This window comes from Rossellomorea sp. NPDC071047, from assembly GCF_050270195.1.
In the GTDB taxonomy this organism is placed as follows: Bacteria; Bacillota; Bacilli; order Bacillales; family Bacillaceae_B; genus Rossellomorea.
This window is the reverse complement of the sequence record NZ_JBNNJT010000001.1, coordinates 1,038,042-1,052,105: the sequence shown is the minus strand read 5'-3', so window position 1 is coordinate 1,052,105 and position 14,064 is coordinate 1,038,042. Positions and strand designations below refer to the sequence as shown.

Sequence of the window (14,064 nt, the reverse complement as noted above, 5' to 3'; positions counted from 1 at the left end):
ATAATTTGAAACCTTTCTGATTGTTTTTTCGTATTAGTAGAAAAGAACAGGCAGAAAGGATTTTTTTATGGGATTACGAGTAGAAAAAAACGTTTTGGAATATGAAACGATTGTAGATGCTCATCCAAAAAAAGAGATGAGTATGTACTCGCTCCTCCGTTTAATGGGTATTTTTATTTTCGTTGGGTGGGGATTCATGTTCTTCACTATCGACCTGGATCTCAACCATAAATTCGAATGGGTTCATGTGAAGGGCATACATTCAGATGGGGAAATGATGAAAGAATTCTTTCTTTGTCTAATCACAGTTGGATTTATATATTTTGGATTGCTATATTTATATTTTAATAAAATGTGGGGAAAAAATTTTTTGCTGATCACTTTATTTTGTTTGGGAGTAATCAATGGCTTCTTTTTTATTATTTCTTTTTGATCCTTCTAGTTTGAAAAGCGTGAGAAATATGTTGTGAATGGAGGCAACCCGAATTGTATTATTATTTAAACGTTTTATTAACGATAGTCATCCTCATAATTGGAATCGGTACGGCATTCTTCATTGACCAATTCAGTAAACAATTAGAAAAGTTCATTTCTTTGAAGTATTTATCCTTTACGATCATCGTGATCCTCTTCACACTAATGATGGGGGCTACGGTAATGACCAGTTCATTGGGAGGGTGGAGCATAATGGATACGGCTTTCATATCCAGCCTTTGCTTTTTTGCACTGGGATGGCTCACCAATATTTCAAAACGAGCTGGAATTAATCAGGCTTCATCGACCGCTAAGTTCATCACAAATAATCAATTTAAATATGAATATGAATCAGCAAGTGCTACTAATAAGAGTCCTTATTTTATTGCGAGTCTGCTTTTTCTCATTATAAGTTGGGGAATTTCATTTTGGTTGGCTTACAGTTAATTGGATGAGGAGGAATGTCTTTTGTCTGATTGGGGTGTCTTGTTTCTATTATTCATGATCATTATAACAGTCCTGGCTTTAACTGATTTTACGATTATGAAAGTTACCGGACAGAATAAAAAGAAGAGAATTTGGGCGGGAGTCATATGTTTACTCCTTACACCTGTGGTATTTATCTTGACTGGTTTATCCGTAATTCCATTTGATCCATCTGGTTTTGGAACAGGCATGGTCATGATGGTATACGGGACTATTTTTGCATTGAATGCCATAACAATCATTGTGGTTGGATTGTTCACTGAATAAGGAAGTGCGGCTTTACGAATTCTTACAATACAAAGGAGAGGTTGAGATCATGTTAGAACTTTTTTCTTATAATTGGGAAATACGGGAAGAATGGTTTAATTGGTGCAGGGAAATTGATCCGGATGAACTGACGAAAGAGCGTACAGGCGGGATGGGGAGCATTCTGAAGAATCTCTTTCATGTAGCGGACTGTGAGCAAATCTGGATGAATCAATTACAAGGGAAACCCGTGATACAAAAGGATTTACATACTATTTCAACACTTGACGAAGTCATTGAGTTTTCAGGAATGACCAGGCAGCAAACGGAAAACTTTCTGTCATTATGGACTCCTGCCTACGGAAAGAAAGAACTCACTATGACATCAGGGTCAGGTAAAACATACCTCTTTACATATAAAAAAGTTATGCAACATGTAGTGACCCATGAGATACATCATATTGGCCAATTATCCGTGTGGGCAAGGGAGATTGGTATGAAACCGGTGTCGAGTGATTTGATTTTTAGATGAATAAGTGATTTCGAGAGTGAGGTTGGCTTATGAGTTTTTGGTCATAGGTTGCTATTTTCACAGTATTACCGGTAAGTATTGCTGTAGCAATCACTGCTGAAAAAAAGTATTAAACTTGCTTTCGAATAATTTCTCATATAGAAAAAAAGGAGGATATACAGTGGGAAATAAACAGAATTCACTGATCGAAAAAGTGAAAATCATTCATGGTGACAATTATGCAACCATTGAGGATACAAAGGAATTATCCACAGAAGAAATGAAAGAGCTCGTCAGATTTCTCGAACAGACTCCAGCCTATCATTCCTTGTCTACCTTAAAGATTCTTGTGAATCAAATATTCTCCCGGGAAGTAGATGAATATTTAGTTGGAAAAGGATTTGAAATGATTGATGAATTTGTTACAGTGTACAAAAAGCTTGAGAAGTCAAAAGTCAACCACTCTTTTACTTTGAAAAATTTACATATGATTTCTGAAAATGAATTTGCTCATATTTGGATGCAATCTATGGAGGGCTCCCTTAATGCTCCATCTCGTTTAACCATGCCTGAACATATGAAAAGTGTAGCAATCGAATTAGGTGACAGCTATAAGGATTCCTGTATTGCGGTTTATGAAAGAGATCATCCAATTGGCGTCATAATGCCACATATAGAGCCTGGCACGGTAGATGAGGGGAGGTTGTTTTATTTCGGATTGATTCCTGAAGAAAGAAGCAAGGGAAAGAGCAAGAATCTGCATAAACTGGCACTTAGTCTGTTAGTAAATGACTTTCATGCAAAAAAATATATTGGGGGGACCAGTAAAAATAACGCTCCGATGATCCGAACATTTCTTACCAATGGGTGTGAAGTGAAGGATGTGAACAGGGTCTTCCTTAAGAAATCCCTTTAGTACTGTGACAAGCAATGTTATACTTGATGAATTGTTCAACTAAAAAGGGGAGTTAACACCTTATGAAATATATGAAATCACAAATGAAACTGTTAATCAAAGATAATAAAGAATTGCAAGCCCGTCTTAAAGTATTGATGGATGAGATGAATTTAGAGCGCACGTTTGCTCTTAAAGCATTGTATCATTCAGAGGTTGCAGAAGGAGGGAAATACCAGGCTGACTATCAAGCGTTAGACCAACCAAAGGAGTAAGTCTTCTTCATGTGAAATCCCGTATTGTCAATTCATACAAACGACAAGACTGAGTTTAGTGTTCTATAGTGCAAATAGAAGGCAAGGTAAGAGAGGAGATTCCCTTATTACCTTGCCTTTTTTTGTTCCACTCAGCAAAAATCTCCTGTTTTTACCCAATCTACACTTTCCACATTTGCCATAGGGATTCCTTGCAAATCATTGGAGTTTCACCCAAGAACTAAATGTTTGACTTATAAATCCATATGTAATATATTAATTGACAGGTCAACGATTGACCCATCAATTAATGTGAAGGAGGAGGATGCTTTGTCCATCTCTTGTCGTGAAGAAGAGAAGATAATTGTTCAACTAAATGATATATATAAGCAGATGAGTCCTAAGTTTGAGCGTTGCACTGGAATTAGTCAGTCTCGTTTGGATCTTTTGCACAAGTTATTTGAAGTGGAAGAAATCAGTCAAACCGCTCTACAAAGAGAAGTGAATATTGATAGTGCAGCCGTGACGAGACACTTAAAGCAGCTTGATGGAAAAGGGATGGTTTCCCGCCGTAAAAATCCTGATGATAACCGGTTTACTTTTGTCCGGTTGACAGAAGAAGGCCGTAAGAAAATAGAGGCTTATCGTGAAGAGAAAGAGATCTTTATCTCAAAAGTTTTTAAAAGCTTTACAAAAGAAGAACGTGCAGTTTTATCGCACATGCTAAATCGTATTCAGGATAATGTTTCGGATATCGAATACTAGGAAGTCTAGACTTAATTATATAAAAAGGAGAATGCACCATGAATAAAACGAAAATCAATGACTTTAACCAAATCATCACAGGCCGTCGCTCCATCCGTAACTATGACCCGACTGTGAAAATCAGTAAAGAAGAAATGACTGAGATACTAACCGAAGCCACTCTTGCACCATCATCTGTAAACTTGCAGCCATGGCGTTTTGTGGTCATCGATAGTCCAGAAGGGAAAGAAAAACTTGCACCTCTTGCGAAATTCAATCAGACGCAAGTCAAAACTTCTTCTGCAGTGATTGCGGTATTTGTAGATATGAACAGCCTTGACTATGCGGATGAGATATACAATAGAGCAGTAGATGAAGGGTACATGCCTGCAGAAGTAAGAGACAGACAGCTACCATCCATTAAAGGATTACTACAAATGATGACAACTGAACAATTCAGGGAAATGAACCTCATTGATGCAGGTTTAGTATCCATGCAACTTATGCTTGCTGCACGTGCCCACGGATATGACACAAATCCGATCGGTGGATATGAGAAGGACCAAATTGCTGAAGCATATGGTATGGACAAAGACCGTTACTATCCAGTCATGCTGATTTCAATCGGAAAAGCGGCAGATGCAGGCTACAAATCTGTTCGCCTGCCAGTAGAATCCATCACAGAATGGAAATAAAAATAAGAAAAGAGGAGAAAGTATATGATTATAATTCATGCGGAATTTCAAATTAATCCAACTAAAGAACAAGCATTTTTAGAAGAGATTCGCCCACTTGTAGCAGCATCGAGAGCAGAAGAGGGAAATATCTCATATGACTTAATGAAAGATACTGAAAGAGAAAGTGTCTATACTATGGTAGAAGTGTGGAGGGATACCGCTGCCGTTGAGATTCACAATGCGAGTGAGCATTTTACTTCATTTGTTGGGAGAGCGCCTGAGTATTTAGCGGCTCCTTTAGATGTGAAGATTTTTGAAGGAAATAAGATAGAGAAATAATTAATTTTATGGGTACCTGACTTTTGGTCGGGTGCTTTTTTTATTAAAAAATGCCAGGCGTATAAGCACCCGGCATTTCCAACTACACTTCAATAATAATCGGCAAAATCATAGGTTTCCTCTTCAAATGCTTGAATAGGTATTGACCTACGTCTTTTTTGATCGCCTGTTTCATTTCTTTCCAATCGCGGATATTTTCTGCAGACAATTCATCTACGACTTTTTTAACGAGATGGTTTACGTCCTTTAATAGGTCTTCTGAGTTTCGTACAAAAACGAATCCCCGTGATATGGTATCAGGCCCAGAAACGATCGAATGCTCCGACTTACTAAGGGTAATGACAATGATAAGCATTCCATCTTCAGAAAGTTGTTTTCGATCACGTAACACAATTGATCCGATATCTCCGACGCTCAAGCCATCTACAAAGGTGTTTCCTGCAGGAATGGTTCGCGTTTGCCGGGCAACGGAATTTTCGAAATCGACGACTTCACCGTTTTTTATTATAAAAGTATTTCCTGTTTCTACTCCTACCGATTCAGCCAGGATTCGGTGATGGTGCAGCATTCGGTATTCACCATGTATAGGAATAAAGTAAGTCGGCTTCATTAATGTTAGCATGAGTTTTAAGTCTTCTTGATACCCGTGTCCAGATACATGCATCCCTGTTGTACTTCCACTTCCGTAAATCACATGGGCACCTAGTTGAAATAAATTATCCAGAATACGTGATACATCCTTTTCGTTTCCCGGTATAGGTGAAGCAGCCAGAATGACAGTATCACCTGGATAAACATATACGTCCCTGAAGCTTCCAGTCGAAAGGCGACTTAGTGCAGCCCTGGGTTCCCCTTGACTTCCCGTACATAAAATCGCAACCTTTTCGGGAGGTAATGCATCAATTTCACGGGCATCGATCAGCATCCCGTCAGGCACGGTTAAATATCCCCGTTCCATGGCGACTGAAACTACATTGATCATGCTCCTTCCTAATAATGCCAACCTCCTGTTTGTCTTGATGGAAGCATCGACTACCTGTTGGACCCGGTTGACATTCGAAGCAAAGGTTGAGACAAAGATCTTTCCAGTGGCTTTCAAGAACGCTTCCTCCATATGATTCCCCACCATTTGTTCAGAAGGGGTCAAGCCGCCCCGCTCCGCATTGGTGCTTTCAGAAAGTAAGACCAGTACCCCTTCATCACCGATCCTGGCCATTTTATGAATGTCTGAGTATTGATGATTGGCAGGTGTTAAATCGAACTTAAAGTCTCCAGTATGTACGACATTTCCTTCCTGTGTATGAAATACAATACCTAAACAATCCGGAAAGCTGTGACTTACCTTGAAGAACGAAACATCGATTGTTCCGAAGTTCAGGTTGGAATTTGAGTCGATGGTTACAAGTTTTGTCTCTCTTATTAGCCTATGCTCTTTTAATTTTAGTTCAATCAGTCCCAGGGTGAAATGTGTAGCATATATGGGCATGTTAATCTTTTTTAGAAGATAAGGAATGCCACCTATGTGGTCCTCATGGCCATGAGTGACGATTAATCCCCGTATTTTGTCTTTGTTTTTTTCAAGATAAGTAACATCGGGAATGATTAAGTCAATTCCCAATAGACTTTCATCAGGAAACTTACCTCCACAATCGATGATGACAATATCATCCCGATGTTGAATGACATACATATTTTTTCCGATTTCATTGATCCCGCCAAGTGCAAAAATGGATAATGCCTGTTCATTGGTATGCAAGAATGAACCCTCCAAGACAAATTGTTTTGGTTATTATGCCCGAATAGGTTGATTTCATTAGGTAACCTTTTGTTTGAGAGATAAAAAGTAACGTGAAATCGATATTTATATGGAAAATTATGCTACTATTGTTTATGAATGATACATACTAAGGAGTGAAGATGATGACTTCAAAAACTGTATGGACAGAAGTAGATCAATTTTTCAAGAGTAAACTTCAAGTATCAGATTCAATTATGGAATCTGTATTGAAAGCAAATAGTGAAGCAGAATTGCCTGCAATTGATGTATCTCCGAATCAAGGGAAGTTTCTCTCATTGCTTGCACAGCTTAAAGGATCGAAACGCATATTGGAAATCGGGACCCTAGGAGGCTATAGCACGATCTGGCTTGCCCGCGCACTACCCGAGGACGGCCACCTTGTAACATTGGAATACAGTGAAAAACATGCAAAAGTCGCTGCAAAAAACATACAAAACGCTGGAATGGATCGAAAGGTGGAAATTAAGGTAGGTGCTGCCCTGGATACGTTGCCGACTATTGAGGGTGAATTTGATTTCATTTTTATCGATGCAGACAAACAAAACAATGCAAATTATTTAAAATGGGCACTCGAGCTTTCTCAACCTGGAGCTGTCATCATTACAGATAATGTGGTACGTGGTGGAAGAGTAATCGATGAAAACAGCGGAGATGAAAGCGTTCAAGGTGTTCGCCATTTTGTTGATTTGTTGTCTAAAGAGCCCCGAATTGATTCAACGGTTGTTCAAACCGTCGGGTCTAAAGGTTACGACGGTTTTGTAATGGGGATTGTGAAGGGCTAAAAATTTTTATTGTATTTTATGGCAATCTTATGTAAAATAAATGAAAATTCATAATCATACATGTCATGATAGGAATGAGTAGTGACTTATCTCCCTGGTGAAGAGAGCTGATGGCTGGTGGGAATCAGTACAAAGATAAGCGCGAATTACCTCCTTAAACATTCTCTGTGAACCCTTAGTAGTAGAGAACGGCCGGTCCGTTATCCGAATGAAGTGGAAGAGAAATCTTCAATGAGGGTGGTACCGCGTAAACCACGTCCCTTTTTTAGGGGCGTGGTTTTTTTGTGTGATTCTTGATTGAGAGAGTGGATAACGGAGAAATGTTTATTTTAACGGCTGAGGTTGAAATATATCGGCGGAATGTTCGTTTTAACGGCGAATTTCCGAATATATAGGCGAAATCACAAATTCGTCGTTTCTAATCAGAATATATCAGCCGAATGTTCGTTTATCAGCGAAATCCGGAATATATCAGCGAAATTAAAATGATCTCAAAGAACACGTTCAACCTGACGAATATTTAAACGAACATATCAATCAAGGAGGAATCACCATGCAACACAAATGGGAATCACTTTCACAAGAACAACAGGCAGAAGTGGAAAGGCAGTTAACCGTATACAAAAATGGAGTCCATGAAATCATCCCAGAAGCAGAGTTAAGGCAAAAACTCGTCAAGTCAATTGCAACAGGAGTACCATTGAAAATCAAGCTTGGCCTAGACCCAACCGCTCCCGATGTTCACCTGGGTCATACGGTTGTTCTGAACAAATTAAGGCAGTTCCAAGAAAACGGTCATATCATTCAGCTTATTATTGGTGATTTCACCGGTAAAATCGGTGATCCAACTGGCAAGTCTGTTGCAAGGAAGCAGCTGACTGATGAAGAGGTGAAGAGAAATGCCCAAACTTACTTTGAGCAATTTGGTAAAGTCCTCGACAAAGAGAAAGTGGAGCTACATTACAATTCCGAATGGCTGTCATCGTTGAATCTTGAAGATGTGATTCATTTATCATCGAAGATCACGGTTGCTCGATTAATTGAAAGAAACGATTTTTCTGATCGGTTGTCAACAGGGAAGCCAGTTTCGCTTCATGAGTTTTTCTACCCGTTAATGCAGGGGTACGATTCCGTTGCATTAGAAAGTGATGTGGAGCTTGGCGGGACGGATCAGCAGTTTAATGTGTTGATGGGAAGACATCTACAAGAGCATTACAACCTGGAGAAACATGTGGTCATATTACTTCCTTTACTTGAAGGTCTTGACGGTGTGAATAAAATGTCAAAATCAAAACATAATTACATTGGGATTGATGAAGTACCTAAACAAATGTTTGGGAAGACGATGTCCATTCCGGATGAATTGATCATCAAATACTTCAATCTGATAACGGACTTATCTTTAGATGAGAAAACGAAAATAGAGAAGGAATTAAACGAAGGGACTCTCCATCCAAGGGATGCTAAAATACGTTTGGGAAAAACCATTGTGTCCATGTACCATGGAGATGAAGCAGCAGGTCAAGCTGAGAACAATTTTAAGGAAGTGTTCCAAAAGGGCGCAATGCCTGATGACATTCCAGAGATTCAGTGGACAGGTGAAAGCAGAATGCCCATTATCGACTTACTTGTTGAGTTAAATATGCAAGGTTCAAAGAGTGAAGCACGGCGGATGATTCAAAATGGAGGAATCAGAATAAATTCAGAAAAGGTTCTGGATATGCAATTAGAAGTACCGATTGAAGATGGACTGATTGTGCAGGTAGGGAAGAGGAAGTATAAAAAGCTGAGAATAAGGTAATTCCGTAAGAAAGTCGTCTAATTAGTATGAATAAGATGACTTTCTTATTTTTCATTAAATCAATTATTTTTGATATATTTTTGTTGACTTAATGGAAGATCTTGCATATAGTGATGGTATATCAAATAAATTTGATTTAAGAGGAGCTGATAGCATGAATAAGCAAATTCTATTAAAAGATATATCACTGGATTCAACCTTCAGTAAATATGAAAAAAAATTCAAGGCACTAGCAGATCAAAAAAGGTTATTTATCCTGCACCAAATTACTGAAATGAGAGAAGTGTGTGTATGTGACTTATCGGATAAATTAGACTTACCACAATCTAAACTTTCCTACCATCTGAAGATTTTAATGGACGCTGAGTTGATCTTGAAAGAAACGCGGGGCACTTGGAGTTACTATACATTAAATCACACTGAATTGAATCATTTGTTATCAGAACAACTTTGCTGCTTGTTTAGGCGTGGATAAAGTGATTAATGTGCATGGTGACATCTTATGATTTTATTAATCAATAATATTTGATATTTAAGGAGTGGAAAGTTGTTTTTGAGAATGAGAATACTTGAAAAAATCAAATTCAAATTTTTTGATCTATTAATCAAAAAAAATTGATGTATATTTTTCGATAATTAATCAAATAAATTTGATTAATTAAATTGGAGGCAGTCAAAATGACAATATTGAAAGATTTTATCAGTATCGCCCTTGAACTAACTGTGCTGTTTGTTGGAATTTCCTTTGTGATTCATTTACTTCAAGGAGTTATTCCTTATAAAAGGATGGAGAAGCTGATGGATAGAAGCCATCCTCTGTTGAGTGCTCTGATTGCTGTTGGTTTCGCATTCGTCACACCATTTTGCTCTTGTTCAACCATCCCTATTGTCGTAAATCTATTGCGAAACAAAGTTCGTTTTCCCATTGTGATGATTTTCCTTTTTGCCTCACCTGTACTGGATTTAACGATTTTGTCCTTGATGACCTATTTACTCGGATGGAAAGTAGCCATTGCATACACGATTTTAACCACTTCTTTTTCTATAATCATCGGATTTGCATTGAGTGCATTTGGATTTGAAAGACAACTAAAAAATGTCATGGTAGAAAATTTCTCACACCCTGAGAATGGAATCGATATTAAGAAAGCGATAAGAGAAACACTTACACTTATGAGAAATGTCTATCCATTTCTTATTATCGGGGCAGGGATTGGTTCGGTTATTCATGGTTCTGTTCCAACTGAATGGATTACAACCTATTTAGGAGGAGAGAATTGGTGGCTGGTTCCGATAGCTGCGATTATCGGAATTCCATTATACATCCGACTTTCTACAATGATACCCATTTCCCAAATTCTCGTTGCTAAAGGAATGGCACTGGGACCAGTAATGGCTCTTATGATTGCATCAGCAGGAGCAAGTCTTCCTGAGGTGACGTTACTCCATAGCATTTTTAAGAAGAAGCTTGTACTCGCATTTATTGGCTCTGTCCTCATCATGTCTACTATGTCGGGTTTCTTATTTTTCTTTATATAAGGAGGTGGACAAATTGAATTGGTTAAAGAGTTTGATTGGTCAGAAAGAAAAGAAGGATTGCTGTAAAGTGAATTTGGTTGAAGTTAAAGAAGAAATCGTTAAAAAAGAATGTTGTCAAAAATGAAAAATGAAGCCCTCGTTTTCTAACGTAGGGCTTCATTTTTTCAGTTTTATTTTATTTAAGTTATAATTTCCCATATAATGAAAACCGAAGTGAAGAAATGAGGCTTCAATCCGTCATTTGAAACATAGTAAAAATTGAATATCATTTCATAGCAGATATGTTGTCTAATGAGCAATTTATAAGAGATTAAGAGGAGAGCTAAAATGAGTACAATCACAATTGAAAAAGCAAGAATACAAGATGCAGAAATCCTTACAGATATAAAAAAGAAAGTGTTTGATGCTGAAATAGAGAAATGGCTTTCATATGCAGAGGATGTAGTCGATTACAATATCCAGCCACCAGGCTACGACTCCATCGAGATGGGGAAATATATGATCCATGAATTGAATTATTTCAAAATCCTTTATCACGAAGAGCTTGTTGGAGGTGTAATTGTCACGTTAGAAGGAAAGCGCCATGGAAGAGTCGACCGTATCTTCGTTGATCCAGATTACCAGGGAAAAGGAATTGGTTCAGCTGCCCTAAGATTAATAGAAGAGAAGTTTCCACAGGTTAAATCTTGGGAGCTTGAGACATCTAGCAGACAGCTGAATAATCATTTCTTTTACGAGAAGATGGGGTATAAGAAAGTCTTTGAATCAGAAGATGAATTCTGCTATGAGAAAAGGTTACAACTTGATGCTACAGAAGCGGGTGAGACGAGGGAGATTCACATTCAAGGTGATACCTTGAGACAAGTTGATCTTTCCCGGCTCCAAGTGGAACAGAGCAAAGTGACGGAGACGGATTTCTATGGTATCGACGGGAGTCATTCCACATTTAGCAACAGTAGCTTAATGAGAGCTCAATTTAGTAATTGCAATCTAAGTGAATCACGTTTTCAAAATATTAATTTTAAAAAATCCCTGATCGCTGATTTGAATCTTTCACATAGTGAATTCGCCCATGTATCGTTAGGGGGCACTTATTTTCACGACACGACTCTTGGAGAAGAGGGTGAACCTGTAAGGTTTGAGCGATGTGATCTTAAAGGGGCCCTGTTCAAAGACTCCAATCTGAAAAATGTTGAGTTAATAGATTGTGAGACGGAGGGAATGAGGATCAATAAAATTCTGGTGAAGGATCTTTTGGATGCGTATGAAATAGTACATAAGAAGAGATAAAGTGAAAATCTCCAGACACCCGATTTAGGCGGAAGTCATAAGATACTTAATGACAGACAGAAAGGAGATGTGTCTTTCTATATGAATCCTTATCAGTTTTATCGTCAATTCAAACCTTTTCATTTAGATGGTTACTCCCAGGTTCAGGAGAATCAATCACTGATAAAAGATATACAAAAGGCAATTAACGGAGAATATAGTGCAATTGCTTGTTATAAAAAACTTGCCAAATTGGCCCCAACCGAAGAAGAGAAAAATCGCATTCGAGAAATTCGAAAAGATGAAATGCGCCATTTCAAAGCATTCAGTGATATCTATACGAATATAACAGGAGTTCCGCCCACTCCTCAATTGCAAGAAAGTTGTCCTGATTCATACAAAAGAGGTCTTAAATTCGCCATAAAAGACGAGCAAGAAACGGTTGATTTCTATTTAGAGATTGCTGATGGAGCCCAAGATGCCTATATAAAGGAATCATTCCGTCGGGCTGCTGCAGATGAACAAAATCATGCCGTTTGGTTTTTGTTTTACTTTTTCAATAACCAAGGGAGCTGGAGACAGGAGAGACAAATGGATTACGGCGCAAAAGGGGCACTTGAGGCAACTTCACTCACTGTACCTCAAATGCTTGCTTATGCCATGCAGGATGAATACCTTGCTCAGGCTAGATACGATCGAATCATACAGAATTTCGGTAATGTTCGAACCTTCTTAAGAATAAAAGAAGCCGAGCTGCGACATATTACAGCTTTGCAAACCCTTTTCCAGCGCTATGGTTTGCCAGTGCCTGAAGATAATTCTCAAGCCTATACCTCAACTCCGGATTCGATAAAAAGTGCATACGCTGCAGGAGTTCAAGGTGAAATTGATAATATAGCTATGTATAATAAATTTCTGACTTACAATCTTCCTCAAGATGTAAGAATTGTTTTTACACAATTGAGAAATGCTTCACAAAATCATTTAGCTGCTTTTGAGAGAGGGTTAGCAAGATGATGTGACCGCCTGTATGGGTGGTTTTTTTATGGGGAGGTTGAGGCATCGAAATTTAAGGGATCCTCATTTTGACATCTTGATTCCCGTTTTGACAAAATAATGAAAAGAGAGATAGATGAGCATTCATCTATCTCTTTCTTCGCTTACTTAAAAATCCCGAATGGCTTTCCTACAGGAAGTGCTTCTCTCCCAAAGTGGGTGTTCAACACACTTGCTGCAGAGCCGTAAAAGCTGAATAATGCAATAAACAACTCAGAAATCGCCGCCAATTTATGCATGGCTTCAGGTGCAATCCCAAGTGTAGACAGGGAAAGGCCGATAAATAAGAAATCAATCAGGACAAAAATAATGAATAAGACCTTATGTGTTTCCATGGCGCCAACGGTCATGAAAATACTGAAGATCAGATAACCGATATACGCAATCCCCAGTTGGTGTGGATCAACTGCAGCAGCCGCTGCTTCCCCAAATACACCGAATGAAATTAACCATGATGTTCCGACTCCAAGCCAAAATAAGCCGAATGCTCCAAATGCAGTGGATCCGAACGTATTATTATGTTTTGCGTCTCCAAAGCACGCAATCAGCTGTGCAATTCCTCCAAGGAAAATCGCCCATGGCAATACAAATGAAACGCCATCCGTCCACCCAAGTTTCGCTGAAGAAGCGACAAGGGTAACCATAGCTAATCCGAAAAGTCCAAGAGCGGATGGATCGGCTGTTGCTATTTGAACTCGTTGAATATTTTGTGTTTGATTCATGATGATACCTCCTATTAAACATACTTGACTAATTTACATAAAAAAGTCTCCATATGCAATAGAAAATATTATGTAAGCATAACTTTCATAAAAATAGGATGTATTTAAGATGTAGTTTAGTTCAAAAAGTGGGTTTCGCTGATAAAATCGTGATTTCGCTGAAATAATTTGGATTTTGATGATAAAATGAAAAATTCGCTGATATATTTAAAGTATCGCTGATAAATTTCTCTCATACGCTTATCCAGCTCTCAAAACCACATCAAAAGAGTCGATTTCAACGAGTTTACGACTCCTGGTATGAAAATTCATCAAAAACCTCCTCACTAATTAAAGAACTCCCGGATTATCTGCAATAAGATAATCCGGGAGTTCTTCCTTTTGTCCTTACAACCAATTCACAACAAAAAAACGCATGAATTGAGTCTATCCTACATACATATCAACTGGGGACAAATATTTACACAACGA

16 protein-coding genes and 1 other annotated feature are annotated in these 14,064 nt (G+C 38.3%); of the genes, 14 read left to right on the top strand and 2 right to left on the bottom strand.

All coding sequences use genetic code 11. The features are described from left to right. Positions 1–486: 486 nt before the first annotated feature. The 8 genes from ACQKFO_RS05540 to ACQKFO_RS05505 all read left to right on the top strand — a co-directional run bounded on the left by ACQKFO_RS05540 (position 487) and on the right by ACQKFO_RS05505 (position 4,626). Positions 487–921 carry a hypothetical protein gene (locus ACQKFO_RS05540; protein WP_427597324.1) on the top strand — a complete coding sequence of 145 codons (435 nt, stop codon included), beginning with the start codon at positions 487–489 and terminating at the stop codon, positions 919–921. 21 nt (positions 922–942) lie between these two features. Further along, the gene (locus ACQKFO_RS05535; protein ID WP_427597323.1) at positions 943–1,227 is read left to right on the top strand and encodes a hypothetical protein; all 285 of its coding nucleotides are present in this window, start codon (positions 943–945) and stop codon (positions 1,225–1,227) included. Positions 1,228–1,276: 49 nt separating this feature from the next. Next, on the top strand, positions 1,277–1,738 hold the full coding sequence (locus ACQKFO_RS05530; RefSeq protein ID WP_427597322.1) for a DinB family protein: 462 nt from the start codon (positions 1,277–1,279) through the stop codon (positions 1,736–1,738). A 160-nt stretch (positions 1,739–1,898) separates the two neighbouring features. Further along, complete coding sequence (locus ACQKFO_RS05525; RefSeq protein WP_427597321.1) at positions 1,899–2,633, top strand: hypothetical protein; 735 nt, start codon at positions 1,899–1,901, stop codon at positions 2,631–2,633. 62 nt (positions 2,634–2,695) lie between these two features. Further along, on the top strand, positions 2,696–2,887 hold the full coding sequence (locus ACQKFO_RS05520) for a hypothetical protein (RefSeq protein ID WP_427597320.1): 192 nt from the start codon (positions 2,696–2,698) through the stop codon (positions 2,885–2,887). 309 nt (positions 2,888–3,196) lie between these two features. After that, positions 3,197–3,631: a MarR family winged helix-turn-helix transcriptional regulator gene (locus ACQKFO_RS05515; protein ID WP_427597318.1), complete on the top strand. Its 435-nt coding sequence runs from the start codon at positions 3,197–3,199 to the stop codon at positions 3,629–3,631. Positions 3,632–3,669: 38 nt separating this feature from the next. Further along, on the top strand, positions 3,670–4,305 hold the full coding sequence (locus ACQKFO_RS05510) for a nitroreductase family protein (RefSeq protein WP_427597317.1): 636 nt from the start codon (positions 3,670–3,672) through the stop codon (positions 4,303–4,305). Positions 4,306–4,329: 24 nt separating this feature from the next. Beyond that, the gene (locus tag ACQKFO_RS05505; protein ID WP_427597316.1) at positions 4,330–4,626 is read left to right on the top strand and encodes a putative quinol monooxygenase; all 297 of its coding nucleotides are present in this window, start codon (positions 4,330–4,332) and stop codon (positions 4,624–4,626) included. Positions 4,627–4,708: 82 nt separating this feature from the next. Here ACQKFO_RS05505 and ACQKFO_RS05500 read toward each other — a convergent pair whose 3' ends face one another. Next, positions 4,709–6,382, bottom strand: coding sequence for a ribonuclease J (locus ACQKFO_RS05500; RefSeq protein ID WP_427597315.1), 1,674 nt, complete (start codon positions 6,380–6,382; stop codon positions 4,709–4,711). A gap of 164 nt (positions 6,383–6,546) precedes the next feature. On the opposite strand from ACQKFO_RS05500, the gene ACQKFO_RS05495 reads away from it, so the two are divergent. The 6 genes from ACQKFO_RS05495 to ACQKFO_RS05470 all read left to right on the top strand — a co-directional run bounded on the left by ACQKFO_RS05495 (position 6,547) and on the right by ACQKFO_RS05470 (position 12,832). Next, the gene (locus ACQKFO_RS05495) at positions 6,547–7,206 is read left to right on the top strand and encodes an O-methyltransferase (RefSeq protein ID WP_427597314.1); all 660 of its coding nucleotides are present in this window, start codon (positions 6,547–6,549) and stop codon (positions 7,204–7,206) included. Between the two features lie 56 nt (positions 7,207–7,262). Next, positions 7,263–7,471 (top strand) — a binding site (T-box leader). Between the two features lie 288 nt (positions 7,472–7,759). Beyond that, positions 7,760–9,007 (top strand): tyrosine--tRNA ligase, encoded by a 1,248-nt coding sequence (gene tyrS, locus ACQKFO_RS05490; protein ID WP_427597313.1) that lies wholly within the window; start codon positions 7,760–7,762, stop codon positions 9,005–9,007. A 154-nt stretch (positions 9,008–9,161) separates the two neighbouring features. Continuing rightward, a complete protein-coding gene (locus ACQKFO_RS05485; protein WP_427597312.1) occupies positions 9,162–9,482 on the top strand; it encodes an ArsR/SmtB family transcription factor in 321 nt (106 codons plus the stop codon). 203 nt (positions 9,483–9,685) lie between these two features. Then, a complete protein-coding gene (locus tag ACQKFO_RS05480; RefSeq protein ID WP_427597311.1) occupies positions 9,686–10,546 on the top strand; it encodes a permease in 861 nt (286 codons plus the stop codon). Between the two features lie 327 nt (positions 10,547–10,873). Continuing rightward, complete coding sequence (locus ACQKFO_RS05475) at positions 10,874–11,836, top strand: GNAT family N-acetyltransferase (RefSeq protein ID WP_427597310.1); 963 nt, start codon at positions 10,874–10,876, stop codon at positions 11,834–11,836. 81 nt (positions 11,837–11,917) lie between these two features. Then, the gene (locus tag ACQKFO_RS05470; protein ID WP_427597309.1) at positions 11,918–12,832 is read left to right on the top strand and encodes a ferritin family protein; all 915 of its coding nucleotides are present in this window, start codon (positions 11,918–11,920) and stop codon (positions 12,830–12,832) included. Positions 12,833–12,975: 143 nt separating this feature from the next. On the opposite strand, the gene ACQKFO_RS05465 is transcribed toward ACQKFO_RS05470, so the two are convergent. Next, complete coding sequence (locus tag ACQKFO_RS05465) at positions 12,976–13,593, bottom strand: acetate uptake transporter (RefSeq protein WP_427597308.1); 618 nt, start codon at positions 13,591–13,593, stop codon at positions 12,976–12,978. Between the last annotated feature and the right edge of the window lie 471 nt (positions 13,594–14,064).

Coding starts and splice junctions, on each gene's coding strand:
- ACQKFO_RS05465 (WP_427597308.1), bottom strand. CDS start 13,593: ATGAATCAAACACAAAATATTCAACGAGTTCAAATAGCAACAGCCGAT.
- ACQKFO_RS05510 (WP_427597317.1), top strand. CDS start 3,670: ATGAATAAAACGAAAATCAATGACTTTAACCAAATCATCACAGGCCGT.
- ACQKFO_RS05485 (WP_427597312.1), top strand. CDS start 9,162: ATGAATAAGCAAATTCTATTAAAAGATATATCACTGGATTCAACCTTC.
- ACQKFO_RS05530 (WP_427597322.1), top strand. CDS start 1,277: ATGTTAGAACTTTTTTCTTATAATTGGGAAATACGGGAAGAATGGTTT.
- ACQKFO_RS05495 (WP_427597314.1), top strand. CDS start 6,547: ATGACTTCAAAAACTGTATGGACAGAAGTAGATCAATTTTTCAAGAGT.
- tyrS (WP_427597313.1), top strand. CDS start 7,760: ATGCAACACAAATGGGAATCACTTTCACAAGAACAACAGGCAGAAGTG.
- ACQKFO_RS05520 (WP_427597320.1), top strand. CDS start 2,696: ATGAAATATATGAAATCACAAATGAAACTGTTAATCAAAGATAATAAA.
- ACQKFO_RS05475 (WP_427597310.1), top strand. CDS start 10,874: ATGAGTACAATCACAATTGAAAAAGCAAGAATACAAGATGCAGAAATC.
- ACQKFO_RS05505 (WP_427597316.1), top strand. CDS start 4,330: ATGATTATAATTCATGCGGAATTTCAAATTAATCCAACTAAAGAACAA.
- ACQKFO_RS05470 (WP_427597309.1), top strand. CDS start 11,918: ATGAATCCTTATCAGTTTTATCGTCAATTCAAACCTTTTCATTTAGAT.
- ACQKFO_RS05480 (WP_427597311.1), top strand. CDS start 9,686: ATGACAATATTGAAAGATTTTATCAGTATCGCCCTTGAACTAACTGTG.